This is a genomic window from Marinobacter daqiaonensis (genome assembly GCF_900115285.1).
GTDB classification, from domain to species: domain Bacteria; phylum Pseudomonadota; class Gammaproteobacteria; order Pseudomonadales; family Oleiphilaceae; genus Marinobacter; species Marinobacter daqiaonensis.
Genome location: NZ_FOYW01000001.1, coordinates 517410 through 542485, shown reverse-complemented (window position 1 = coordinate 542485; position 25076 = coordinate 517410). Strand labels below are relative to the sequence as shown.

The following is a 25076-nucleotide window of genomic DNA, read 5'->3' as shown; positions in this document are numbered from 1 at the left end:
GTTGCAACGTCCATTGTACCCGTCAGAAGTGATCCTTGCCGTGACGCACTGCCGCAAATACCCCGGTATCACTGTCGGTTTTCAGGCCTTCCTGTCTGCCATACCGGTCGGCGGCTTCGATGACCACCGGGTCGTCCCAGCGCAGGAAAGGATTCCGGATTTTTTCGTCGCCGAGGGTCACCGGCACCGTGGGCTGGTCCATTTCCCGCCGCTCGCGGCAGTAATCCTCGAAGGCTTTCAGGGCGGGGTCATCGGGCAGCCAGCTTCGGGCGAAACGAAGATTGGCCAGGGTGTACTCGTGGGCACAATAGACGGCGGTATCGTCCGGCAGGGTCCGCAGTCCCCCCAGGGATTCGACCATCTGGCCAGCGGTGCCCTCGAACAGGCGCCCGCAACCGCAGGCAAAGAGAGTGTCGCCACAGAACAGCACCCTCTGGCCCTCGACCCGGGTGTCCGCATAGTAGGCGATATGGTCCAGGGTGTGGCCAGGAGTTGCCAGAACATCGAAGGTCAGGCTCTCCCAGACCACTTCATCGCCGGCGTGAACCGTGTCCGTGGTATCGGTGAAGGGCGAGTCGGCGGGGCCGACCACCCGTTTTGGCTGCAGTTGCTCCCGCAGCCTGGCCACGCCGCCGGTATGGTCAGGGTGATGGTGGGTGATGAGAATAGTGTCGAGTGTCAGGCCTTTCTGCTCAAGGAACCGGAGAACCGGTTCGGCCTCTCCCGGGTCGACCACCAGGGCTTTACCAGAGTCTGTGTTCGCCAGGCACCAGATATAGTTATCTGAAAAGGCCCGTAGTGGCGTAATGTTGAGCATGGGTACCCCCGGTTTCAGGACTGAATTCGTGCCTGTTATCATAGATGAATTGAACGGATGTGCCCAAGGAAGTGGTTTCAGCCGGCATAACAGGAGGCTTGGCAACATGGCAGGACCAGAACGTCATTGGTGGGCAGGACTTGCCCGGGGTCTTCGGCGCCGGCCCCGGGATTTCCGTGCCAGTCACAGGAGCTTCGAGGCCTGGTTCCAGTCGCCCCTGGGCCAGGCGCTACTGATGGACCAGAAAGCCTGTGTCAGCACCCAGGTGGCGGAGCTTGGTGGTGCCAGGCAGCTGCATATCGGCCTCAGCCACCGGTTACCGCTGGCAGCGGACACCGACTTTACCCAGCACATTCTGGCCACCCCCTACTGGCGGCCGGACCTGCCCCCCGGCGTCGTGGTCTGTGACCCGGACGAGCTGCCGTTTCCGTCGGATTCCGTCGATCTGGTGATTCTCCATCACAGCGCCGACTTTTCTGCCTGGCCCCATCAGGTATTGCGGGAATCCGTCCGTGTGCTTCGCGGCGGCGGGCAGCTGCTGGTGCTGGGCTTCAATCCGGTCAGTTCCTGGGGATTGCGCAGACTCATCAGTCGTCAGCGCCAGGGGCCCTGGGGCGGCCGGTTCATACTGCGCTCAAGGATGGAAGACTGGTTGAGTCTGCTGGACTGTTCGCTGGAGCAGCGTGGCAGCTACTTCTTCCGGCTTCCGGTACAGAGCGAGGCGTTCCTCGAGCGACGGAGTCCCCTGGAGTACGCCGGTACCCAGGGACTGTTGCCCGTTGGGGCCTATTATTGCATTCGCGCCACCAAGCGGGTCTGTTCGCCCATCGCCCGCCGGAGAGCCTGGCGTCGTGCCAAGGTGATTCCATTGCCAAGTCCCGGTACACTCGGCGCCACTCGTCAGTGTCGTGAATCAGCAGCACACGGGCGACGTTCCGATGCATCATAAACACGGTACCACCCATGACCCGAAGTGTAATTGTCTATACCGACGGCGCCTGTAAGGGCAATCCCGGGCCGGGAGGCTGGGGCGCCGTACTCCGGTACGGAGACTCGTTCAAGGAGCTTTATGGAGGCGAGCCGGATACCACCAATAACCGGATGGAGCTGATGGCGGCGATACAGGGTCTGCGTGCCCTCAACCGGGCCTGCGACGTGGATCTCTACACGGACTCCCAGTATGTCCGCAAGGGCATTACCGAGTGGCTTACCGGCTGGAAACTCAATGGCTGGAAAACCGCTGCCCGTAAACCGGTCAAGAATGAGGATCTGTGGCGGCTACTGGACCAGGAGGTCAGCCGGCATACGGTTCGCTGGCACTGGGTCAAGGGGCATTCAGGCATACCGGATAACGAGCTGGCGGACGAGCTGGCCAATCGCGGTATCGAACAGCAGAAGTGACGTGAACAGGCCCCCTGGGGGCAATGGAGAACGGGTAACCCATGAGACAGATCGTACTGGATACCGAAACCACCGGTATCGACCCCGCAGAAGGCCACCGGATCATCGAGATTGGCTGTGTCGAACTGATGGAGCGGCAGCCCACGGGGCGCCATTACCACGTCTACATCAATCCGGAGCGTGAAGTGGAGGAAGAGGCCATCTCCATCCACGGCATCACCAACGAGTTTCTGGCGGACAAGCCACGCTTCGCCGAGATTGCCAATGAATTTCTGGCGTTTATTGATGGCGCTGAACTGGTCATCCATAACGCGGCGTTCGACGTCGGCTTCATGGATTCGGAATTCGCCCGGCTCAAACCCGTGCGCAAGGTTGTGGAGCACTGCGGGGTCCTGGACTCCCTTGCCATCGCCCGTCGCAAACACCCGGGCCAGAAGAATAACCTGGACGCCCTGTGCAAACGCTACGGAGTGGACAACAGCAACCGGGAGCTTCACGGCGCCCTGCTGGACGCGGAAATCCTTGCGGACGTCTTCCTCCTGCTCACCGGCGGCCAGACCGCTCTTTCTCTGGATGCCAGCGGAGACGGCGAAGAGGGCAGCCTGGCTATCCGGCGTCTGCCTGCCGATCGGCCGGCCCTGAAAGTCGTGCGTGCCACGGCCGAGGAAACCTCGGCTCACGATGAGTTCCTGGACCTGGTGGAAAAGGCTGCCGGGGCGTCGGTGTGGCGCGGTGCCACGTCGTAAAATCCGTCTGGCAAGTCCTATTGTCGCGTGTAATGACAGAACTGAGAACTGTTTAGGATATCTCGAAAGTTCCTGCCCCAGTCGCTTGAGCGGGCTGCCTTTTGTGTTATAAGTAATGGACCGGAGTCGGAAAATATTGGGAATATCCCGTGGATATCTCCGACGATTGCGATGATTTCCGGTCCTTGAATTACGGCAACCGTTGGCGTGGGCACACCGAATGTGACCGCACCCGACCAAGCAGTATCCGTTATAACAGGATGCCGGTGGCCTGGCTTTAGCCGGGCAATCCCTGTTCAGGCCACGCCTGTGCAGGAGTACTGGTCAGTTGAGCGGTACCTGCGCAGGCAGAGCTGAGACAGGAAGCGTCAGTTTATGATTCAGTCGTCACTTGCGACGAAATCCCAGTCCTTTGAACTGGTCAAGAGCGAGATTGAGCAGACCATCCGAAATGCGGAATCCAGTCTCGAGCGCTTCCAGGAGAACCGTGAAAGCGGTGAAGACCTGCAGAACTGTGTTGATTACCTCAATCAGCTGCGGGGCATCTTTGTGCTGGTGGAACTGCGCGGCGGCACCCTCCTGTGCAAGGAAGCGGTCATGGTCGCCAACGATGTACCTGTAGGCGCCAGCGACGACAAGAACATTCTTCTTACCGCCCTGAGCAGCGCTCTCTTCATTCTGCGCCGTTACGTGGAATATTATCATCAGCAGCGGGAAGACCACCCGGAACTGCTGTTGCCCATAATCAATGAATTGCGGGTGGCCAGGAAAGAGCCGGCCCACCCGGAATCCCATTTCTTCAAGCTGGATGTAACCTCGCGCCCGGATTTCTGTTCCGGCCTTTCCCTCAGGCCCATGGATCTTTCCGAGGAAGATTTCGAGAATTACGCCCGGCGTATGCGGCTGATGCTTCAGGTGGCTCTTGTCGGGATCATCCGCGACCGTAACGAGGTGGTCAGCAAGAAGCTGATTGCCCGCGCCGCCCGGGGCTTTGCCAGACTGTGCGGGGACGGGCAGCTGAAACAGCTGTGGTGCCTGCTGGCTGTGGTGGCGGAAGCCATGATCGATCGTGCCATGGGATTCAGCCAGTCCCGCAAGCGCCTGCTGATGCAAATCGAGCGGTACAGCCGTGACATGGTCTATGTCGGCCGAACCGCTGCCCGGCGCAGCGTGGAGGACGAGGTCATCCGCGAGCTGGTATACCTGCTGTACCGGAGCGGCTCAGCAAACGAGGAAGTCCAGCGTATACTTTCAGCCTGGCGGCTGGCGCCTTCGGGCTATCCTGAGTCGATGATGGAAGCCCACCGCAAGCGTCTGTACGGCCCCGGTGCCGACGTCCTCAAGTCCCTGTCCAAGGCCCTGCAGGAGGAACTGAATCAGCTCAAGGACCGGCTCGACATCATTGAGCGGGGTATCGAACCGGACCTGAGTGAACTGGCCACGATTGCCGACTCCCTGATACGCCTGGGTAACACCCTCAATATGCTCGACCTTCATCGCCTGGGGGATGTCGCCCGGTCCGAGGCCGACCGCCTGAGAACGTGGGAGCACGCCGGCACCCTGCCGGCCGAGGACGAACTCTACTCCCTGGCGGACGCGGTTCTTGGTATCGAGAACGCGGTACAGCAACTGGTTTCCCGGGGCATTACATCGGAAACCGATGCCCTGGCCATTGCCCGCCCCAATGCCCGTGAGGAATCCCTCTATCTGCGCGAGGCGACCATTGTCGTGGGGGATGAGGCCCGTGGTGCGCTCACCCTGGCCAAACGGGCCATCACGGCATTTGTGGAATCGGACTACGACAAGTTGCACCTGGCCAATCTTCCCCACACCCTGCACAGTATATGGGGCGGTCTTCTACTGATTGGTGACCCGGATGCGGCGGATGTAATGGAGCGTGTGGCCCGGTCGATCCAGGAGAGGCTGCTGGACGTGAAAACACCCCCGAGTGGGGCGGTGCTGGAATCCCTTGCGGACGCCCTGACGTCATTGGAGTATTACATTGAAAGTATCGGCACGCGGGATGACCGTAATCCGGATCTCCTGAGGCTGGCGGAAACCTCCCTTGACGATGCCGGTCTCTGACAGTGCACGGGCTTGTGAAAAAGGTCTGCAGGTATCCCGTCTGTTGATTGGCCGGGCCATGGCAGGCCGCTGACGATTCAGGCCTGTCGGTAAATAAAAAAGGCATCCATGGGGATGCCTTTTTTGATGGGCTGACGCCGGTTCTCAGCGCAGGGTGAACAGCTGTCCGAGCTTGGTGGCCAGCATCATGTCGCCCTCGGCACGGAGCTGGCCGGACATGAAGGCCTGCATTCCGTCGGTCTCGCCGGACACGATGCCTTTGAGAGTGTTGGAGTCCATAATCAGGGTAACCGAAGGGTCATCATGATCACCTTCAACAACCTTGCAGGTCCCATCGTTGATGATGATGTGGTAGTTCTGATCATCTTCAATGTTGAACTGGAATACCAGATCCATGCCTTTTGCGGCGTCGGCGTTGAAGTTCTGTTCGAATTTCTCGAATACCTGGGCTACGGACATTATTTTTCCCTTTGTGTGACGAGTGCTGTGGTTCTGGAAATCGCGTCAAGCGCTGCAATCAGCAGGTATCATTCCAATGGTTCTGTTGGGCCTCTGGACCTGCCGGTTCTATCCGACTTTAGGGGGAGCCCATAATCGTGTCAAGAAAAAATCAAACGATCGTTTGATGAGTTTTTCCTCCAACCTCTTCTATTTTCAGCGATCATGGTTGTACGAGAAAGGGCCTCGGTTACAATCAGGGGTTTATGGCTGAGTTCTCTGCCGTTTGGTTTCTCCGGACGCCGGACCTGATGGCCTTTTTCTGACAAAAGTGGAGCATGCATTGGAACTTCTTTCTGAATACGGTCTTTTCCTCGCGAAAACCCTGACGTTTGTCGTGGCCGCCGTGGTCCTGATTGCCGTGGCTGGCTCAGCCATCCAGCGCAGCCGTCATGGCGAGGATGACGAGGGTGAGTTGACGGTTCGCCGTCTCAACGAGAAGTACCGTCACCTCAAGGAAACCATCGAGAGTCGCATGGTACCGCCGGAGCAGCGCAAGGCCTGGAAAAAAGCCTTGAAGAAAGCGGCCAAGGCAAGAAAAAAATCCGCAAAAGATCAAGGGGATAAAGACAGCGACGCCGACAAAAAGCGGCCCCGGACCTTCGTGGTGGACTTCGACGGCGATATTAAGGCCAGTGACAATGAAACTCTGCGCAAGGCCATCACCACCGTGTTGTCGGTGGCGGAACCTGGTCGGGACGAAGTGGTTGTGCGCCTGGAAAGTGGTGGTGGCCTGGTCCATGCCTATGGCCTGGCTGCAGCGCAGCTCGACCGCGTGCGCAGTAAGGGCATTCGCCTGACTGCCTGTGTCGACAAGGTGGCGGCCAGTGGCGGCTACATGATGGCCTGTGTGGCGGACCGCATCGTGGCATCACCGTTTGCGGTGCTTGGGTCTATTGGTGTGGTGGCCCAGCTGCCCAATTTCCACAGGGTGCTGAAGAAACACGATGTGGACTATGAAATCCTCACGGCAGGGGAGCACAAGCGAACGCTGACCCTGTTTGGCGAGAATACCGAGAAAGGTCGGAAGAAGTTCCTTGAAGATCTCGAGGACACTCATCACCTGTTCAAGGATTACGTCAGTGAGCGGCGCCCGGAGCTGGATATCGACGCGGTGGCCACCGGCGATATCTGGTTTGGTACCCGGGCTCTCAAGATGAAGCTCATCGATGAACTGAAAACATCGGATGAGTACCTGATTGAGGCCTGTGACCGTTCCGATGTGGTGACGGTCTCCTATGAGCGCAAACGAACCCTGCCGGAGAAACTCGGACTGGCGGCCAGTACCGCAGCAGAAAGCACCTTCTGGCGTATCGTCGGTTCCTTCCGGAACCAGAACATCCAATAACGACAACCGAGGAGAAGCCCCATGACAACCGATACCGAATTCAAGGCGTGGCGTGTTCATGAGAAAGACGGCAAGTACGAGGGTGCCGAGGAAACCCGCCGTATTGAAGACCTGCCCGACAACGACGTGCTGATCCGGGTCAGCCACTCGTCCCTTAATTACAAGGACGCTCTGTCTGCCTCCGGCAACAAGGGTGTCACCCGTAACTTCCCCCATACACCGGGTATCGATGCCGCCGGTGAGGTGGTCGAATCCAACGGACGTCCGGCGGTTGGCCGGCAGGTGATTGTCACCGGCTATGACCTGGGTATGAACACCGACGGCGGCTTTGGCGAGTACATCCGGGTTCCGGCGGACTGGTGTGTTGAGATGCCCTCCGGCTGGGACGCACGGACCGCGATGATCTACGGTACGGCTGGTCTGACCGCCGGACTGTGTGTGGCCAAGTTACTGCGCATGGGTGCCGTGCCGGATCAGGGGCCCGTTGCCGTGACCGGCGCCAGCGGCGCCGTCGGTAGCGTGGCTGTGGAGATTCTGGCGGGGCAGGGTTTCAAGGTGGTGGCGGTAAGCGGCAAGGCAGATCAGGCCGATACCCTCAAGGAACTCGGTGCCACCGATGTGGTGGGGCGTGACGCTCTCGAGACGTCGAAAAAACCGATGCTGAAGCCGGCCTACGCCAATGCTGTGGACACCGTCGGCGGTGGTCCCCTGGCTGAACTGCTGAAGCAGATTCACCCTGGTGGCTCCGTTGCCTGCTGTGGCCTGGTAGCCGGCCCGAAGCTGGAGACCACGGTCATGCCGTTTATCCTGCGGGGGGTAAACCTGCTTGGTGTGGACTCGGTTGAAATTCCTCTGGCGGACAAGCAGGCCGTCTGGCAGAAACTGGCAGGTGAGTGGGCCTGCCCCAAGACAGAGGCTACGGCCCGGGATATCGGTCGCAAGGACCTGGACAAGGCACTGCAGGCCTTCCTCAAGGGTGAATCCAGCGGCAAGATCGTGCTGGACCACAGTCTGTAGGCGGACCAGAACCACGTAAACAAAAAAAGCAGGCCCCCCGGCCTGCTTTTCTGGTGTCGCGGTCAAGTCGTCAGGCGGTTTCTTCGGCCACCGCTACCGGGAATTCACCCCGGCGCCGGAACAGCGGTTCGTCGTTATCGGTGGCGGCCTGATAGGCGTTGGTGAAGAACTGCAGACAGCGGGGCGCCTTGTTGATGTCCTTGTCAGGGCGCAGGGCATAGCTGTCGAAGCCACAGCGTTTCATGAACTGCAGCTGGTCCAGCAGTACATCGCCGATCGCTCGGAGCTCTCCGCGGTAGCCAAACCTTTCTCTCAGCAGGCGTGCTGAACTGTAGCCGCGACCATCGGCAAACTTCGGGAAGTTGATGGCAATGATGGGCAGCTTGTCCAGGTGGTCCTTCAGGATTTCCGGCTCCTCATGGCTGTCAAGCCAGACGCCGATCTCCGGATTGCCCTCGAAATGCTCGCGGCCGGCCAGCCACAGCTCGGCCGGAATCAACGCAGGACCTTTTGGCAATTCCAGGGATTCGCCCTCGGCGGGCTGAGGGACGACGGTCCAGTCGTCCGACGTGATGGTGCCGTCGTGGCGGACAATGTTAGGCATACACACGCTCCTTGAACGGGGCAATACCGATCCGGCGATAGGTGTCGAGGAATTCTTCCTCTTCGGTGCGATTTTCCACATAGACGCCAATCAGTTTTTCCACCACCTCGGGCATGTCCTCCCGGGCAAAGGACGGGCCCAGGATCTTGCCGATGGTGGCATCGTGCTGGGAGGATCCGCCAAGGCTGATCTGGTAATACTCCTCGCCTTTCTTGTCGACCCCCAGGACACCGATGTGGCCGACATGGTGGTGACCGCAGGCGTTCATGCAGCCGGAAATGTTCAGGTCGATGTTCCCGAGGTCATAGAGGAAATCCAGGTTGTCGAACCTGCGCTGGATCGACTCCGCCACTGGGATCGACTTGGCGTTGGCAAGAGCGCAGTAGTCACCGCCAGGGCAGCAGATCATGTCGGTCAGGGTATTCAGGTTGGCGGTGGCGAAGCCCATGGGGCGAATCGCCTGCCAGAGCTCGTGAAGCTGATCCTGCCGTACATCCGCCAGTACCACGTTCTGCTCGTGAGTGACCCTTGCCTCGCCGAGGCTGAAGCGGTCGGCGATCTCGGCAATCTGCTCAAGCTGCAGGTCGCTGACATCGCCGGGAGGCGTTCCGGTCTTTTTGAGGGTCAGGGTGACAATGGCATAGCCGGGCTTCTTGTGTTGGTCGATGTTACGACTCACCCAGTTATCGAAGGCCTTGCTCTGGCTGCGCGCTTCCGCCAACTCCGTGGGGTTGTCCTCCAGGGCCTCATAGTCGGGCTCGGTGAAGTATTCCTTCATGCCATCGATGGCCTCCCGGGTCAGTCGGGTCGGGGAATCCTTGATGTGCGACCACTCCGCTTCCACCCTTTCGGCGAAGCCTTCCGGTGTCAGTGCTTTCACCAGAATCTTGATGCGCGCCTTGTACTTGTTGTCCCGGCGGCCGTAGCGGTTGTAGACCCGCAGAATGGCCTCCAGGTAGGTCAGCAGGTCCAGTTCAGGCAGGAATTCCCGTATTACGGGGCCAACCATCGGCGTACGGCCGAGGCCGCCACCCACGTGGACCCGGAATCCCAGCTCGCCAGCGTCATTGCGTACCATTTGCAGGCCGATGTCGTGAACCTGGATGGCGGCCCTGTCGGAATGCTCGGAGGCGTTTACGGCCACCTTGAACTTGCGGGGCAGGAACGCGAACTCCGGGTGGTAGGTGGACCACTGGCGGATAATCTCGCAGTAGGGCCGGGGATCGGTGATTTCGTCTGACTGGACACCGGCGAACTGATCCGTGGTGGTGTTGCGGATGCAGTTGCCGCTGGTCTGGTTGGCGTGCATTTCCACTTCCGCCAGTTCCGCGAGGATATCCGGCACATCTTCCAACGCCGGCCAGTTGAGCTGGACATTCTGGCGCGTGGTGAAGTGGGCATAGCCCTTGTCGTAATCACGGGTTATGCGGGCCAGCCGCCGGAGTTGCTCGGAACGGAGCATGCCGTAAGGAATGCAGATCCGCAACATGGGCGCCAGGCGCTGAACATAGAGCCCGTTCTGCAGGCGAAGGGGCAGGAATTCGCTCTCGCTCAGTTCCCCGGCCAGTGCACGATCGGTCTGGTCCCGGAACTGGGCGACGCGCTCCTCCAGTATCTGCCGGTCGTGTTCATCGTAAACGTACATAATCGGGTGTTCCTGAATGGTGTCTTGCCGCAGTCCGTGAATCACTGCGCTCCCATGACATGGGTCAAGGGGATGGATTGGCGGCAGGATATCACTCCCCCCTTATTGTTAAAATGATTATTTCAAAATATGGTAATCGATTAAGGTGATAAAGAAACCGACTTTCAGGACCCTTGCGAGACGCTAGACTTGGACTCCCGGGTAGCCTAAATTATAGTCTCCGGAGACGGAGCCCGCGGGTTCTCCGGGACAACAAGACCAACAAGACTGAAAAGGGAGAACCGGAAATGAAAAAGAGTACACTCAAGGACAGTCAGGTGGACGCCATCGCCTTTACCATGCTGGTACTTCTGGTGGTTGCTTTTGCCGTGAGCTGGGTAGCTGGCCAGTAGACATGCAGTGCTGGCAGGGTGGGTGCATCCTCTGGTGGACCTGCCTGGCCTCCCCACTCAAGTCAGTGGCATGAGGAGGCGTGACCGCTCCTTACTGGCTGGAGAGCACCCACTGCACGATGAGCGCCAGCACACCGACAAATCCGACCGTAAACAGAATACCCGCAATGATGTAGGGCCATGGGCTGTGACTGGCGAAATCTTCTTCATGGCGTTTGCCTGACTGAACGCCAAAGGCACCGGCGGCGACGCTCTGCATCACTTTGAGAACGCCGGGTCCCTTCTTCGGTTGATCCGGCTTGCGCTGATCAGTTGACTGATCGCGATCTGAATCCCTCTCGTTCATCACAACTCCTGATGGTTAGGCCGGTTGAAGCCCCCGGCGAGGACTCTGGTGCCGGGGGCTGCCGGTCAGGTCACTCCGCCGGGTCATAGGCGAGGCTCGGCGCAAGCCAGCGTTCTGCCTCGGCCCGACTCATACCCTTGCGCCGGGCGTAATCGGTTACCTGGTCCTTGCCGATCTTGCCAACTGCGAAATATTTCGATTGCGGGTGGGCAAAGTACCAGCCCGAGACCGCCGCAGCAGGAAACATGGCGAAGTGCTCGGTGAGTTCGATGCCGGTATTTTCCGTCGCCTTGAGCACCTCGAACAGGGTAGCTTTCTCGGTATGGTCCGGGCAGGCCGGATAGCCAGGCGCCGGACGGATGCCCTGATATTTCTCTTTGATCAGGGCGGTATTGTCGAGCTGCTCCTCGGGCTGGTAACCCCAGAACTCTTTTCTTACCCGTTCGTGCATCCTTTCGGCAAACGCCTCTGCGAGGCGGTCGGCGAGGGCCTTGACCATTATGGCATTGTAGTCGTCGTTGGCGTCCTTGAATTCCTGGGAGAACTCTTCCGCCCCGATTCCCGTGGTGACGGCGAAGCCCCCGACATAGTCGCACTCGCCGGCGTCTTCCGGGAGCACGAAGTCGGAGAGGGCACGCATGGCCTGTTCCGGTGCCTTGTCGTCCTGCTGCCTGAGGTGGTGCAGGGTCGCAAATTCGGCGGTCCGTGACTCGTCATGGTAGAGGACGATGTCGTCTCCACGGCGGTTCGCCGGCCAGAAACCGATCACGCCCCGGGCCTCTACCCGTTTCTCGTCGATCATTCGCCGTAGAATTTCCTGGCCATCCTCGAACAGGCTGCGGGCCGCCTCACCCCTTTTGGGGTCATCAAGCACCGCCGGGTACTTGCCGGCGATGTCCCAGGAAATGAAGAACGGCGTCCAGTCGATGTAATCGACGAGTTCGTTCAGGTCATACTGCTCGAAGGACTTCACCCCCGTGAAGCGGGGCTTTACCGGTCTGAAGTCAGTGAAGTCCAGCTCTGGAGCCCGTGCCCTGGCTTCCTTCAGGGAAACCAGCTTGGTTCGCTCGCCCCGGTTCTTGCGGCGCTCACGGATGTTATCGTATTCCTTGCGGGTAGTTTCCACGTAGTCCGGTTTCGCGGTCCGACTGAGCAGGGTGGACGCCACATTCACGCAGCGGGAGGCGTCCGACACGTAGAGCGCCAGGTCGTTCCGGTATTGGGGTTCGATCTTGACAGCTGTGTGGGCCTTGGACGTGGTGGCACCACCGATCATCAGCGGTATCTGAAAATCCAGCCGTTGCATTTCCCGGGCGACATGAACCATCTCGTCCAGGGAGGGTGTTATCAGCCCCGACAGGCCGATAATGTCCACATTCTCCTTCCTGGCGGTTTCCAGGATCTTCTCACAGGGCACCATGACGCCCAGGTCGATGACCTCGTAGTTGTTGCACTGCAGTACCACGCCGACAATGTTCTTGCCGATATCGTGGACATCACCCTTGACCGTGGCCATCAGGATCTTCCCCTTGGCCTGCTGGTCTTCGGTCTTCTCCGCCTCAATGTAGGGGATCAGGTGGGCGACCGCCTGCTTCATGACCCGGGCACTCTTCACCACCTGGGGGAGAAACATCTTGCCGTCGCCGAACAGGTCCCCCACGACGTTCATGCCGTCCATCAACGGTCCCTCGATCACCCTGATGGGGTGGTCAGCGCGCTGACGGCATTCTTCCGTGTCTTCCACGATGTAGGCGGTGATGCCCTTGACCAGGGCGTGCTCCACCCGCTTTTCAACCGGCCACTCCCGCCATGCCAGGTCTTCCTCCCGGGTCTTGCCACCCTGGCCCTTGTAGCGTTCCGCCATCTCCAGCAGTCGATCAGTGGCGTCCGGGCGACGGTTGAGAACCACGTCCTCCACCAGTTCCTTCAGCTCAGGGTCGATTTCGTCATAGATAACCAGCTGGCCGGGGTTCACGATGCCCATGTTCATACCGGCCTTGATGGCGTGGTAGAGGAACACGGAGTGAATCGCCTCGCGAACCGCATCGTTGCCCCGGAAGGAGAACGACACATTGCTCACCCCTCCGGAGATGGAGGCGTGGGGCAGGTTATCGCGGATCCAGCGGGTGGCGTTGATGAAGTCCACCGCGTAGTTGTTGTGTTCCTCGATACCGGTGGCAATGGCAAAGATGTTGGGGTCGAAAATGATATCCCCGGGATTGAAGCCGATGCCCACCAGCAGATCGTAGGAGCGCTTGCAGATCTCGGTCTTGCGCTCGTAGGTATCCGCCTGACCCTGCTCGTCGAAGGCCATGACCACGACCGCGGCACCATAGCGCATGCAGTCCGTGGCCCGCTTGAGGAACTCCTCCTCGCCTTCCTTGAGGGAAATGGAGTTCACCACCGATTTACCCTGGACACACCGCAGGCCAGCCTCGATCACCGACCACTTGGAGGAGTCGATCATGATGGGGACCCGGGAGATATCAGGCTCCGACGCAAGCAGATTCAGGTAGGTGACCATCACCTCCCTGGAATCGAGCATGCCCTCATCCATGTTGATGTCGATGATCTGGGCGCCGTTCTCCACCTGGTCCCGGGCCACGCTGAGGGCTTCCTCGTACTGCTCTTCCTTGATCAGTCTCAGGAAGCGCTTGGAGCCGGTGACATTGGTGCGCTCGCCGACGTTGATGAAGAGCGTGTTCTCGTCGCCGGTGAATGGCTCAAGACCCGACAGGCGAAGGACCTTGGGCCGCTCCGGAATCCGCCGTGGCGGGTACTTGGCAACTGCGGTGGCGATGGCCTCGATATGATCCGGCCGGGAGCCACAGCAACCACCGATAATATTCAGGAAGCCGTCACGGGCAAATCCCTCGATGATCTCCGCCATCTCTTCCGGGGTCTGGTCGTACTCGCCGAACTCGTTGGGCAGGCCCGCGTTGGGGTGGGCGCTGACGTAGGTTTCCGCCTTGGTTGCCAGCTCCTCAACGTAGGGCCGCAGGGCATCGGCGCCGAGGGCACAGTTCAGGCCGACCGTCAGCGGTCTGGCGTGGGCCACGGAATTCCAGAAGGCCTCGGTGGTCTGTCCCGACAGGGTGCGACCGGAGGCATCGGTGATGGTGCCTGATATCATCAGCGGCAGCTCGATGCCGGAGTCTTTGAAGTACTGCTGGACCGCGTATATCGCCGCCTTGGCGTTCAGCGTATCGAACACCGTCTCGATCAGCAGCAGGTCACAGCCCCCCTCCGTCAGGGTCTGGGCCGCCTCGTAGTAGTTGTCCACCAGGGTCTGGAAGTCGACATTCCGGTAGCCCGGGTTATTGACGTCCGGCGAGATGGAAGCGGTACGGGAGGTGGGTCCGATGGCGCCCGCCACGAAACGGGGCCTGTCAGGGTTGCGGGAGGTGAACTCATCGGCGATCGCCCGCGCCAGGCGGGCCGATTCGCGGTTGAGTTCGGGGACCAGCTCCTCCATGCCGTAGTCCGCCTGGGACAGACGGGTGGAGTTGAAGGTGTTGGTCTCGATAATGTCGGCGCCGGCCTCGAGGTAGTCGGCGTGTATCCGGGTCAACAGCTCAGGCTGGGTCAGACACAGCAGATCGTTATTACCTTTGACCTCCCGCTCGTAATCCCGGAAGCGATCCCCCCGGAACGCGGCCTCGTCCAGGCGCTCGTTCTGGATCATGGTGCCCATGCCACCATCAAGTACCACAATACGTTCCTTGAGGGCCTGGTGAAGCTGGGCAAGTCGGGTTGCGCGATCGGTCATGGTCTGAACTGTCCGGGATTAATGAATGTGTACCGTTGTGAACGGCGCATAATAGCAAAATTGCGCCAGTGCGTCCTGTTGCAGGTGGCGTCCATCGGGCCATCCAGCCCTTGAAACAGGGCCTTCGCGTCCTTACCTTTGGTAAAGTCTGACTATTTTACTTGGTCTTTCAGGATTCCGCGATCTCCGGTAAAATAAACCCACATTTGCTGACAGGTTGAAGAAATGGCATTGGTAACCGTAACTGACTCCGCAAGAGACTATCTGGCCGAACTGATCAACAAGCAGGATGTGGAAGGCATGGGCGTGCGTATTTTCGTGACGCAGCCGGGAACCAAACACGCCGAGACCTGCCTGGCCTACTGCCCGCCCAATGAGGTGGTGCCCACCGACGAGCAGGTGGATCTGGAGAAGTTCACCCTGTACCTGGACCACAACTCGGTTCCCTTCCTCGAGGAAGCCTACGTGGATTACGCCAAGGATCAGATGGGCGGCCAGCTGACCATCAAGGCGCCCAATGCCAAGGTACCCAAGATTGACGATGATGCGCCCCTGCCGGATCGCGTCAACTACATCCTGGCCTCCGAGATCAACCCGGGACTGGCCTCCCACGGCGGCGATGTACAGCTGGTGGAAATCGTCGATGAATCCGTGGCGGTGCTGCGGTTCGGAGGCGGTTGCCAGGGCTGCAGCGCGGTCAGCCTGACCCTGAAACAGGGGGTCGAGTCCACTCTGAAGGAACGGGTGCCGGAGATTACGGCGGTAAGGGATGTGACAGATCACTCCGTGAAGGAAAACGCCTACTACCAGTAAGCGCTACAGGCACAGGAAGCCCCGGTCCGGCTTAACACCGGTCCGGGGTTTTTTATTGGCCAGGCGCTCGTCACAGGCAGTTGGTGGGGCGGGGAAGCCCCGCGATCCGGCAGGCTGTCTTGGCGGGTGTTCCCGGGAAAAGCTGCATCAGGTAGATGCTGTTGCCCTTGTCCTCGTCCAGGGAATCCTTGACCGCCTTGACGAACAGCCGGTTGGAGGGAGGCGACACCTCGTGCCGCTTATAGAACTCCCTCAGCAGGAACAGTATTTCCCAGTGTTTCTCCGTCAGATCGATGCCAGACTCGGCGGCAATGGCCCTTGCCACAGCTTCGTCCCATTCACTGGCATTCTCGAGGAAACCTTCATTGTTGCGTTCAGGCAATGACATGCATCATCTCTCCGGGTCAACCATTACCAGCTGACGATACGGTGGAATCGGTCCGTGAGGCGAACCATATCCGCGTATTCCAGGGGCTGCGGTCCTTTTTCTGATGGCTCATCGCCGAGACCCCGGGCGCGGGCATCGGCCACCAGGAAGCCGGTATCAGGCGGTAGGCGGTGGCGGCAGTCCGCGACGGCGACCACCGCGTTTTCCATCAACAACAGGTAATCGCCTTGCCCCATGGCGAGCAGGCACTCGGCGAAGCGGGAATGGTCCGGCGTCTTGTTCACCAGGTGAAGGGTAGCGGTCACCGGCGGGACTTTGCTATCGGGCTTGCTCATAGCTGCACCACATGACTGAAGGAACGGTAGAAGGCGGCGTCAGGAGAAACCGTTTCCGCCGGGGGTTCCATATCCCGGAGGCCGAAGTGCGCCAGCGAGGTTGTGTCCGCGTACAGTGCTTCCACGCCAAAAATGGTGGCGGCGCCCAGGTTCCTGCTTACGGTTTTCTGGCCCAGAGGGCCCGCATCCTGGCCCGGTCTGAGCCAGTTCACCCCGGGGCCCCGGAACAGCAGCGCAACCGGGCGGTCAAACGCGGCCAGTGAGAAGGCCATGTCCAGAGCCTCGCGACCCTGCCAGTCGCCGTAGGGCGGCTGGTCGATCACCACAAGAACAGCGGAATCGGTCATCTCAGGCTCCTCCGGGAAAGTGAATAACGCGGTCCGAGTCGGCCAGGGCCTGTACCCATTCCCCGAGACCGGCGATAACGAACCCATCCGCAAGATTGGCGGCAGGTCGCTGGTAGCGGTCCGCCTCCTGCTGGTTGAGGAGCCCCCTGCGTAGGGCCGAGGCAATGCACGCAAACGCGGGGATATCTTGATCGGTGAGCAGCTCCTGCCAAGCCCGGGTCCAGTCGGTTTCATCGGAGGGCGGGGTGTTTAGTGCCGAGGCAAGGGAAACCCCTTCGCCATAAAGAAATACCCGGTCGATCCGATGCCCTGTACTCACCAGGGCCTTGGCAAAGGCGAGTGCAGTGGCGGGGGCCTGACTGGAATAGAGTCCACCGGAGATGACCAGGGAGTAGCCGGGAAGACCGGCAGCGGGCGTTGAATCCATACTGTCCTCCACAACCAAAAGCGATATTCTGCCATAAAAAAGCCCCGCGAAGCGGGGCTTTGGCAAAACCGGTTTGTCAGTCGACGGGTTTACTCGTTGCTGAAGGCACCCAGCAGGTGCAGCAGGTGCACAAACAGGTTGTAGACGTTCAGGTACAGGGCCGTGGTGGCCATGATGTAGTTGGTCTCGCCGCCGTTGACGATCCGGCTGGTGTCATACAGCATGAAGCCGGACATCAGCAGCACCACCGCCGCGCTCAGTGCCAGGCTGAAGGCGCTGATTTCAACTCCGAACAGGCTGGCAACCAGGCCGCCTACCATGGCCAGGACCACAACCATCAGGCCGGCAACCAGGAAACTCCGCATGAAGGAGAAATCCTTCTTGGTAGTCAGCACGTAGCCGGACAGGGCGAAGAAAATCAGGGCGGTTCCACCCAGAGCCTGCATGACGATTGTGCCGCCGTTAGCCATGGACAGGTAGTGGGTCAGGATCGGGCCGAGCGAGAAGCCCAGCAGACCTGTGAAGGCAAACACCGTAACGATACCGGCGGAGCTGTTGGCGGTGCGGGGCAGAACCAGCCATACCAGTGCCAGTGCGCCGAGCATCGCGATAAGGCTGACACCCTGACCAACGCCAGCGGCCATGGCAACGCCCGCCATGACGGCGCTGAACACAAGAGTCATCGCCAGCAGCATATAGGTATTGCGCAGTACCTTTCTGGCCTCGGCGCTGATCTGGCCACCGGCTTCCGCGCGGGGGACCGAGTAGGCACCCTGATTCTGGTTGACGTTAAAACGCCTGTTTTCCATGTTGCTCTCCGTTATCGATCACATCTGGTGATTGGGATTCTGGGGTCCATAATAATGGACCGGTATAAACTTTCAATCCGCAACTTTCACGAAACTTCGACAGAGCCCTTCGTGAAAGGTTTTATTAAATTGATTTAATGTTTGTCCGGTGCCTCTGAGGAATTGTCGCTGCCCTCATCCCAGTCCAGCTGGGGATTTGGCTGACAGAATGTGCAGTCCTCGGTGTCCACGATTGCTCCTCCCGATTCGACGTAACGAATCTGGTGGCGGGCTTTGCCGCGATTCGACGACACGGAAAACCGGCGATCCTGAGGTTGCTCCGAGGCCCGCTCGGGTGGCTTGGAGGGTGAACTCTCTGGCGTTGTCATGACGCATCTCCGAATGGTGTGGGGATCGTGATCCCTATGGGCTCGAATATGCGGTCGATATCACCGGAATCAAGGCTCAGACCAACAGTATGGGGCATTTGGCCATGCCTGCGACCCGCTGCGATACACTGCCCAGCAGTATGCCATCTTTTGCACCGTGAGTGCCACGAGCACCCAGAACTATCAGGTCGATATCGTGTTTGGATGCAAATTCGACAATGGTCTTTGACGGTCGGCCGCTGTCTGTATAGCCCTTGACCGTGGGGGCGCCGTTTTCTACGGCGATTGCCTTGGCGTGCTCAACCACATCGCGGGCATATTGCGACAGGGCCTCGTCTGGAATCCGCAGCTCCTCCGGTCGCGCGATGGAGAGAGAGGCCGAGAACAGGCTGTGGTGCTTATAGACGCAGATGATGTAGAGCTCAGACTGGCTGAGCTTTTGCAGCTCAACCGCCTGTTTCAGTGCGTCGAGGGCGGACTTCGAGCCGTCCACGGCTACCAGGATTCGCTTGAACATGTTCACCTCCTCAACGCCGGACCGCGTCATTTCATGGGGCCCTGGGGCCCCTTTATCGTTAACGGAATGCCATGTCCCTGAGGAACAGGGCGATTTGCGGGAACGCAATGATAAGGGCAGCCGCAAGGATCAGCATAAAGATGAAGGGTGGTGTTCCCCGGATGACCTCCCAATAGGGCCGCTTGAAGATCGCGATTGCCGTGAAGATGTCGCAGCCGAAGGGCGGTGTGGCTGAGCCGATCGCGACCTGAAGGGTGATCAGAACACCCACCAGCACGGGATCCAGCCCCGTGGCCTGGATCGCCGGTGCGAATATGGGCGTCAGCACCAGAATAACCACGATGGGATCCACGAACATGCAGGCAATGAAGAACGAGATGCAGATGGCGACGAGAACCCCGACCGGGCCTGCATCATTGACCCCCACAGCCTCCAGGATGGCCTGGGGAATCTGGGCAAAGGAAATGATCCAGGAGAAACCGTTACCCGCGGCAACCAGTATGAAGACCACTGCAGTGATCAGACCCGTGGACTTGGCGATCCGGTGGATATCCATCACCTTCAGTGACCGGAAGATCACGAATTCCAGCAAAAGGGCGTAGAGCACGCAGACCGCAGCGGCCTCGGTGGGGCTGAAAATGCCCCCGTAGATACCGCCGACGATGATAACAGGAAAGAACAGGGGCCAGAGCGCCTGCTGGACCGAACGCATGCGCTCCGTCCAAGTGGACCGGGTCTCGGTGGGAACCTTGTTGACGTAGGCGTAGATCAGGCTGTACAGGGAGAACATGATCAGGATCATGACCCCGGGACCAATCCCGGCGATGAACAGCTCTGCAATGGAGGTTTCAGAGATGACCCCGTAGATGATCATCCCGATACTGGGGGGTATCAGGAAGGCAATGTCACTGGCATTGATGATCAGAGCCAGGGTAAAGGAATCCGAGTAGCCGGCCTTGAGCAGTTTTGGCCGCAGGGGTGAGCCAACCGCCACCACGGTGGCCTGGGTGGAGCCGGAAACCGCCCCGAACAGGGTGCAGGAGGTGGCGGTACTGATTGCCAGGCCGCCTTTGATATGACCGATGAACGCCATGACCATGTTGATCAGCCGGTCGGCGGACTGGCCCCGGGTCATGATGTCGGCTGCCAGGATGAACATGGGAACGGCAATCAGGGAAGCGGGGCGGATGCCCCCCATCATCTGCTGGATCAGTGTGGTCATCTGGCCGAAGCCATCGAACATGGTGTAGAAGCCGACCACCGCAGCGGTGAGAAGCGGGATCATCATCGGAAAGCCAAGCAGAAGCAGCACGATCATGATCACTATCAGCGTGGTAGCCATTTCTTGTTCCTTTTTTCGTTCTTCCGATGGTCAGACTTCTGACTCGTTGTCGGTGTACCCGTCCAGCACGGCCGTGGAAATATAGACATCGCGGGCAGTCAGGTTACGGATTGCCGTCAGCACATACTGGATGCCAGTGATGGCGGTGCCAACCGGCACCCAGACATAAATGGTCCAGATCGGAATTCCCAATGCCGGCAGGACCCGGCCCCGGGCGTAGAGATTGAGAATGTATTCCACCGAGTAGTAGCAGATGAAGAACATCATCGCGGCGGTGAACAGGGAGATGAAGATCATCAGTGCCTTGCGCCCCTTGGGGGGCAGGGTGTCGTAAATCGCGGACATGCGGATGTGACGGCCGTGGCGGGCCGCGTAACCGATGCCGGCGAAGGTGATCAGAATGATGAGGATCCGGTTGATCTCACCGGAAAAGAAAAGACCCTCACCGAATACAAAGCGGGCGATGACGTTGATACAGGTGTTCAGCGCCATCAGCAGAACGCCCGCGGCCAGCATGAACGCCTCTACCTTCGCAATCGCGAGGTCAATAACACCCAGCACGCCGGGCAGTCCGGAAGCGTAGCCTTCCGCCTCATCCGGTTCAGTGGCTGAATTGGTCATGATGAGAACTCCATTTGGTCAACCGCGGGGAGGTACGCCTGGGGCAGAGCCTGCTCTGCCCCAGGCGTTGCCTGATTCAGTCCTTCTGGACTTCCTTCAGGTCTTCCTTGAACTGCTCAAGCAGCTCCTTGCCGCTTTCGCCAGTCATGTCAATGAAGGCTTCCTCGACCTTGGGCGCACGCTTGCGGAAAGCTTCAATCTGCTCCTCGTTCAGGCGGGTCACCGTTACCTTGTCGCTGGCTTTCTTGATTTCCTCAAGGGACTCATCCGCGAGGCCGTCGATGTGGACAATGATCTTCTCGAAGGCGTAGTCGGACGCGTCCCTGACCAGCTTCTGGTCTTCATCGGAGAGGCCGTCATAGAAGTCCTTGTTGGCCATGATGGCGGTGGTGAACCAGCCGTGACCGGTGAAGACCAGGTTCGGAGAGACCTCGTAGAGACCACCTGACTCGATCCAGAAGATGGGGTTCTCCTGGCCATCGATCATATTGGTCTGCAGGGCGCCGTATACCTCGCCCCAGGGCAGGGGTGTGGGCGTGGCACCGAAGGCCTCGTAAGTGGCCGACAGCAGGGGGTTGGTCATGACCCGGATCTTCTTGTTCTTCATCCCTTCCGGAGAAGTCACCGGCTCGTCAAGGGTGATCACCATTTCCCCTTCCGGATACATCTGAAGAAGCTCGAGACCAGCATCCGCGTAGAGCTTGGGGAACATCTCGTTGATGGCTTCACTCTCCCGGAAGAACTCGACGACCGTGTCCATGTCCGTGGGCATCAGATAGGGTATGAAGAAAATCTGGGCTTCCGGAATCAGCGAACCGGTGAAGCCGGGAGACTGGTTGACGAACTGCAGAATCCCGTTCTGGGTCTGCTCCATGATGTCGTCGGATTCACCCAGCTGACCGAATTCGAAAATCTGGATGGTGTGGTCGGAGTTCTCCTCCACGTAATCCTTGAAGTGCTCGGCGTACACGTCCTGCACATCACCATCATACTCCTCGTGGGCATACCGCCAGTTGGCGGCGTTGGCCACACTGGTTGCGCCGATGGCTGCAGCCAGGGTGAGGCAGGATGCGCCAGTGATCTTGCGTAAAGTTGTGCTCTTGTTCATGCCTTTCTTCTCCATCGTCCTCAAGAGGTACGGCTGGGCTCTGACCGGCTTTATTATTATAAAAATGGGCCCCGACCCCGGGTAGGAATGCCCCGGAGCTCGCCGCGGTTTTTTGCGTTAATGCTTTTTTAGACTGGCAAAACATTGATAATAAGGCAAGAAAACCGCCCCCTTTACTCAAACAAAAGGAGCCGACATGGATGTTTATTTCCTGCTGCTTCCGGACGTTCATCTGCTTGACATGGCAGGCCCGGTGCAGGCTATCCATGAGTGTAATGAGCTTCACGGAGGCTTTTTCCGACCGCGTTTCGTGGGCCTCGGGGCCTCAGTCAATTGCTGGCAGGGGCCAGCAATCGGAAATGTCGAGCCATTGCCGGAGACCGTCACCGCCGATAGCCTGATTTTCGTCTGTGGTATGAAACTGACGCCTCAGGTTATGGCTGCGGCCCGGGACAGCCGGCTGACTGACTGGCTGAATCGCGCGGACAGATTGGGTGCAACCCTGGTGGGAATCTGTACAGGGACTTTCGTTCTGGGGGAGGCGGGCCTGCTGGACGACCGCCAATGTACCACCCATCATCGACTGCTGCAGGCACTGAACGAGGCGTTTCCAAAAGCGAGGGTGACCCGCGAACGCATTTTCGTGGAAGATGGCAACCTGTTGACGTCAGCGGGGGTGACCGCGGGTATCGACCTGACCCTATATCTCATCGCCCGCCTTCGGGGCTGCCGGGTGGCAATCGACACTGCCAGGGAACTGGTGGTGCATAACCGCCGGATGGGGGAGGATCCCCAGATTTCCGAGCATCTCCGGCACCACAATCACGTCAGTCCGCTGATCCATGAGGTGCAGGACCACATGGTGCGGGCTTTCCGGGAGCCGCTGACAGTCTCCGGTCTGGCGGCGGCCCACCGGGTCTCAACGAGACACCTGCAGCGTCTTTTCAAGGCCAGCACGGGCATCTCCATCAAGGGTTACCTGACCGCTCTGCGACTGGAAAAGGCGAGAGAGCTGCTGGCCGATGGACGGGACTCCATCGAGCTGGTAGCGGAAAAGTCCGGCTTCCAGAGTACCCGGGCCTTCCGGGAGGCCTGGATGCGGAAATACGACACCGCGCCGAGCCTCCTCAGGGGGCATCCCCGGGAGCAGGAGGGCAGGCGGCCCGACGCCCCATAGCGGGACACTAATGAGCATCTGCCTGTTTCTGACCAGGTGTCCCGGAAAGGTTCTCGGAAAAGAACGTGGTCACCCGGGACAGCGCATGTTTGGTCGCGGCGGGATTGTACCGTATGGCCACATCGCCCCCCTTGCCCCGGTGAGCATAGGGGTCATTGAAGGTGGTTGCCGGTGCGCGCTGGTCGAAGGCATGAGTGGCCTCGTTGAGTACCAGTAACTCAACCTTGCGCCGATCCTGTTCCGGAAGCGAAGACACCAGCCTGTCGCAGTCATCCCGGCCATCGTAGTCGTCCTGGGTTCCGGCGATGATCAGCAGGTCGTCGACGGCGATGGCCTCAAGCTCGTATCCGGGCACCCGGTTGTATCCCCAGCACACCGGATAAAGGGCAACCAGCGCGTCGAACCCCCCGGGATCGGCTTCCGTCCCGCCAGCGCTGAGCATGGCCATCACCCCACCCCAGGAAAAGCCCATCAGGCCGATACGCTCGCCGCGGATGTCGCTCAGGGAGGCCAGGTAATCACGGGCGGCGCGGGCATCCGGGAATGTCTCCCGGACATGGGTCGGACGGTCAAGGCCACCGTTCATGCCCCGGGCGGACCACATGTCGATTTCCAGGGTGGCGATGCCTGCCTCATTGAGTCGCCTCGCGTACAGCGGGCCCCTGGCATCCACGCCCCCGGAGCCATGGGCGATGATGACCGCGGGTACAGCCGTCTCCACCGTAGCCGGGAAACTGAGACGCCCGGCCACCGGCGAGTCGAGCCCCGGTACCGGGAAGGCGACGAACCGGTAGTTCCAGGGCCAGGGCGTTGCGGATGTTTCATCGGCAACCGCTGTGGTTGAGAGCGCCAGCAACAGGGTCCAAAGATGTATCAATCGGATCATGCGGTTTTCCTCTGGGTTTGGGACGCCTGGGCCAGGGCCTGCTCGATGTCGCCGATGACGTCTTCCGGTGGTTCAAGGCCTACCGAGAAGCGGACCAGCCCCGGACCGATTCCGCTCGCGGTTTTTTCATCGGGGGTGTATCGACAGTGGGTGGTGGACCAGGGATGGGTGACCATGGTGCGGGCATCGCCGATATTGGTGCACCGGGCAACCAGGCGCAGGGCATTGATAAACGCCCAGGCAGCAGGCTGGCCACCCTTGATGTCGACGCTGATCAGGGCGCCATGACCGGTTTGCTGGCGGGCAATCAGGGTCTCGTCGGGCCGCCCGGGGAGGCCGGTATAATGCACGGCCGTCACCATCGGATGGCGTTCGAGCCAGCAGCACAGTTGCCGGGCATTGATCTCGTGCAGGCGCATGCGGGCATGGAGTGTCTCCAGGCTGGCGGCAAGGACCCAGGCATTGAAGGGGCTCATGCACATGCCCGCGCTTCTCAGCACGCCCCGCACCGACTGGATCCGCTGGGAATCACCCACCAGGGCTCCTCCGACACACCGGCCCTGACCGTCGATAAACTTGCCCGCGGACTGCACCACCAGGTCTGCGCCGAAGCGTAGCGGTTGTTGGCATATGGGAGAGAGGACAGTATTGTCCACGACCAGCAGGACACCGTTGTCCCGGGCAATCACCGACAGGGCCGCGATATCCGCCACCTCCATCGTGGGGTTCAGCGGCGTCTCCAGAATCAGCATCCTGGTATTGGGGCGAATGGACTGCGCCCACAGGCTGGTATGGCCCACTGGCAGAGTCTGGCTCTCGACACCGAACTGTCCCAGATACTGTCGGAACAGGTGCGCCGTGGAGCCGAACATGCCGGCGCCCAGGAGAACGTGGTCACCCTGGCCCAGAAACGCCATCGCCAGTGCCAGGTACGCGCCCATGCCGGATGCGGTGCCGACAGCTTCCTCACCGTGTTCAAGAATCGCGAGACGGCGCTCGAAATCGCTCACGGAGGGGTTGGTGAACCTGCTGTAGATATTGCCCGGACATAGATTGTTGAAGCGGTCGCTGGCCTGCTCAGCGGAATCAAAATCATAGGCGGAAGTCATCCAGATGGGAGCGGCGTGGGCGTCGTCGCCGTTGGCCCTCGTGCAGTGAAGTGCCTGGGTGAGGTTATTGTGCGATGGCATGACGTCTCCTTGTGGTCGATGCTCCGTATGAACGGGCCCTACTTGTGCCGGGCCGGTCAGGTATTGTGTCTGCGGGGGCA

Annotated in this window: 26 protein-coding genes; 8 read left to right on the top strand and 18 right to left on the bottom strand. The window is 59.8% G+C overall.

Annotated features, from left to right (window positions below):
* Positions 1-22: 22 nt before the first annotated feature.
* Complete coding sequence (gene gloB, locus BM346_RS02535) at positions 23-817, bottom strand: hydroxyacylglutathione hydrolase (protein ID WP_092008723.1); 795 nt, start codon at positions 815-817, stop codon at positions 23-25.
* A 106-nt stretch (positions 818-923) separates the two neighbouring features.
* Between gloB and BM346_RS02530 the strand changes: the two genes are divergently transcribed.
* The 4 genes from BM346_RS02530 (at position 924) to BM346_RS02515 (ending at position 5049) form a co-directional block, all read left to right on the top strand.
* Entirely contained in the window at positions 924-1766 is an 843-nt protein-coding gene (locus BM346_RS02530) for a class I SAM-dependent methyltransferase (protein WP_092008722.1), read from the top strand.
* A 14-nt stretch (positions 1767-1780) separates the two neighbouring features.
* Positions 1781-2218: a ribonuclease HI gene (rnhA, locus tag BM346_RS02525; RefSeq protein ID WP_092008721.1), complete on the top strand. Its 438-nt coding sequence runs from the start codon at positions 1781-1783 to the stop codon at positions 2216-2218.
* Between the two features lie 41 nt (positions 2219-2259).
* Complete coding sequence (dnaQ, locus tag BM346_RS02520; protein ID WP_092008720.1) at positions 2260-2964, top strand: DNA polymerase III subunit epsilon; 705 nt, start codon at positions 2260-2262, stop codon at positions 2962-2964.
* Positions 2965-3339: 375 nt separating this feature from the next.
* On the top strand, positions 3340-5049 hold the full coding sequence (locus BM346_RS02515) for a chemotaxis protein (RefSeq protein ID WP_092008719.1): 1710 nt from the start codon (positions 3340-3342) through the stop codon (positions 5047-5049).
* Positions 5050-5193: 144 nt separating this feature from the next.
* Here the strand turns inward: BM346_RS02515 and BM346_RS02510 are convergent, their stop codons facing one another.
* Entirely contained in the window at positions 5194-5508 is a 315-nt protein-coding gene (locus tag BM346_RS02510; RefSeq protein ID WP_092008718.1) for an SCP2 sterol-binding domain-containing protein, read from the bottom strand.
* 322 nt (positions 5509-5830) lie between these two features.
* Between BM346_RS02510 and sohB the strand changes: the two genes are divergently transcribed.
* Positions 5831-6895 carry a protease SohB gene (gene sohB / locus BM346_RS02505; RefSeq protein WP_092008717.1) on the top strand — a complete coding sequence of 355 codons (1065 nt, stop codon included), beginning with the start codon at positions 5831-5833 and terminating at the stop codon, positions 6893-6895.
* Positions 6896-6916: 21 nt separating this feature from the next.
* Positions 6917-7912, top strand: a complete 996-nt coding sequence (locus BM346_RS02500; protein WP_092008716.1) for a YhdH/YhfP family quinone oxidoreductase — start codon at positions 6917-6919, stop codon at positions 7910-7912.
* A gap of 70 nt (positions 7913-7982) precedes the next feature.
* Here the strand turns inward: BM346_RS02500 and BM346_RS02495 are convergent, their stop codons facing one another.
* The 4 genes from BM346_RS02495 to metH all read right to left on the bottom strand — a co-directional run bounded on the left by BM346_RS02495 (position 7983) and on the right by metH (position 14668).
* On the bottom strand, positions 7983-8516 hold the full coding sequence (locus tag BM346_RS02495) for a DUF934 domain-containing protein (RefSeq protein ID WP_092008715.1): 534 nt from the start codon (positions 8514-8516) through the stop codon (positions 7983-7985).
* Positions 8509-10161, bottom strand: a complete 1653-nt coding sequence (locus BM346_RS02490; RefSeq protein WP_092008714.1) for a nitrite/sulfite reductase — start codon at positions 10159-10161, stop codon at positions 8509-8511. Before BM346_RS02490 ends, BM346_RS02495 begins: the two co-directional genes overlap by 8 nt.
* Before the next feature lie 483 nt (positions 10162-10644).
* Positions 10645-10899 (bottom strand): DUF2970 domain-containing protein, encoded by a 255-nt coding sequence (locus tag BM346_RS02485; RefSeq protein WP_092008713.1) that lies wholly within the window; start codon positions 10897-10899, stop codon positions 10645-10647.
* A 70-nt stretch (positions 10900-10969) separates the two neighbouring features.
* Positions 10970-14668, bottom strand: a complete 3699-nt coding sequence (gene metH / locus BM346_RS02480) for a methionine synthase (protein ID WP_092008712.1) — start codon at positions 14666-14668, stop codon at positions 10970-10972.
* 225 nt (positions 14669-14893) lie between these two features.
* Here metH and nfuA point away from each other — a divergent pair, with 225 nt between their 5' ends.
* Complete coding sequence (gene nfuA / locus BM346_RS02475; protein WP_092008711.1) at positions 14894-15481, top strand: Fe-S biogenesis protein NfuA; 588 nt, start codon at positions 14894-14896, stop codon at positions 15479-15481.
* 70 nt (positions 15482-15551) lie between these two features.
* Here the strand turns inward: nfuA and BM346_RS02470 are convergent, their stop codons facing one another.
* From BM346_RS02470 to BM346_RS02425, 10 genes are all read right to left on the bottom strand, one after another.
* Positions 15552-15869 (bottom strand): TusE/DsrC/DsvC family sulfur relay protein, encoded by a 318-nt coding sequence (locus BM346_RS02470; protein WP_092008710.1) that lies wholly within the window; start codon positions 15867-15869, stop codon positions 15552-15554.
* 23 nt (positions 15870-15892) lie between these two features.
* Complete coding sequence (locus BM346_RS02465; protein ID WP_092008709.1) at positions 15893-16204, bottom strand: DsrH/TusB family sulfur relay protein; 312 nt, start codon at positions 16202-16204, stop codon at positions 15893-15895.
* Positions 16201-16551: a DsrE family protein gene (locus tag BM346_RS02460; protein ID WP_092008708.1), complete on the bottom strand. Its 351-nt coding sequence runs from the start codon at positions 16549-16551 to the stop codon at positions 16201-16203. The genes BM346_RS02465 and BM346_RS02460 overlap by 4 nt, the downstream gene beginning before the upstream one ends.
* A gap of 1 nt (position 16552) precedes the next feature.
* Positions 16553-16978 carry a sulfurtransferase complex subunit TusD gene (gene tusD, locus BM346_RS02455; protein ID WP_092008707.1) on the bottom strand — a complete coding sequence of 142 codons (426 nt, stop codon included), beginning with the start codon at positions 16976-16978 and terminating at the stop codon, positions 16553-16555.
* Between the two features lie 89 nt (positions 16979-17067).
* On the bottom strand, positions 17068-17787 hold the full coding sequence (locus tag BM346_RS02450; RefSeq protein ID WP_092008706.1) for a Bax inhibitor-1/YccA family protein: 720 nt from the start codon (positions 17785-17787) through the stop codon (positions 17068-17070).
* A gap of 134 nt (positions 17788-17921) precedes the next feature.
* Complete coding sequence (locus tag BM346_RS02445) at positions 17922-18155, bottom strand: hypothetical protein (RefSeq protein WP_092008705.1); 234 nt, start codon at positions 18153-18155, stop codon at positions 17922-17924.
* Between the two features lie 76 nt (positions 18156-18231).
* Positions 18232-18672, bottom strand: coding sequence for a universal stress protein (locus BM346_RS02440; RefSeq protein WP_092013218.1), 441 nt, complete (start codon positions 18670-18672; stop codon positions 18232-18234).
* 58 nt (positions 18673-18730) lie between these two features.
* Positions 18731-20014, bottom strand: a complete 1284-nt coding sequence (locus BM346_RS02435) for a TRAP transporter large permease (RefSeq protein WP_092008704.1) — start codon at positions 20012-20014, stop codon at positions 18731-18733.
* 30 nt (positions 20015-20044) lie between these two features.
* Entirely contained in the window at positions 20045-20635 is a 591-nt protein-coding gene (locus tag BM346_RS02430; RefSeq protein WP_092008703.1) for a TRAP transporter small permease, read from the bottom strand.
* A gap of 76 nt (positions 20636-20711) precedes the next feature.
* Positions 20712-21743, bottom strand: a complete 1032-nt coding sequence (locus BM346_RS02425) for a TRAP transporter substrate-binding protein (RefSeq protein ID WP_092008702.1) — start codon at positions 21741-21743, stop codon at positions 20712-20714.
* Between the two features lie 196 nt (positions 21744-21939).
* Here BM346_RS02425 and BM346_RS02420 point away from each other — a divergent pair, with 196 nt between their 5' ends.
* Complete coding sequence (locus BM346_RS02420; protein ID WP_092008701.1) at positions 21940-22920, top strand: GlxA family transcriptional regulator; 981 nt, start codon at positions 21940-21942, stop codon at positions 22918-22920.
* 7 nt (positions 22921-22927) lie between these two features.
* Here BM346_RS02420 and BM346_RS02415 read toward each other — a convergent pair whose 3' ends face one another.
* Both BM346_RS02415 and BM346_RS02410 read right to left on the bottom strand, forming a co-directional pair.
* Positions 22928-23806: a dienelactone hydrolase family protein gene (locus tag BM346_RS02415; RefSeq protein WP_092008700.1), complete on the bottom strand. Its 879-nt coding sequence runs from the start codon at positions 23804-23806 to the stop codon at positions 22928-22930.
* A complete protein-coding gene (locus BM346_RS02410; protein ID WP_167812653.1) occupies positions 23803-24996 on the bottom strand; it encodes an aminotransferase class I/II-fold pyridoxal phosphate-dependent enzyme in 1194 nt (397 codons plus the stop codon). Before BM346_RS02410 ends, BM346_RS02415 begins: the two co-directional genes overlap by 4 nt.
* Positions 24997-25076 lie beyond the last annotated feature (80 nt).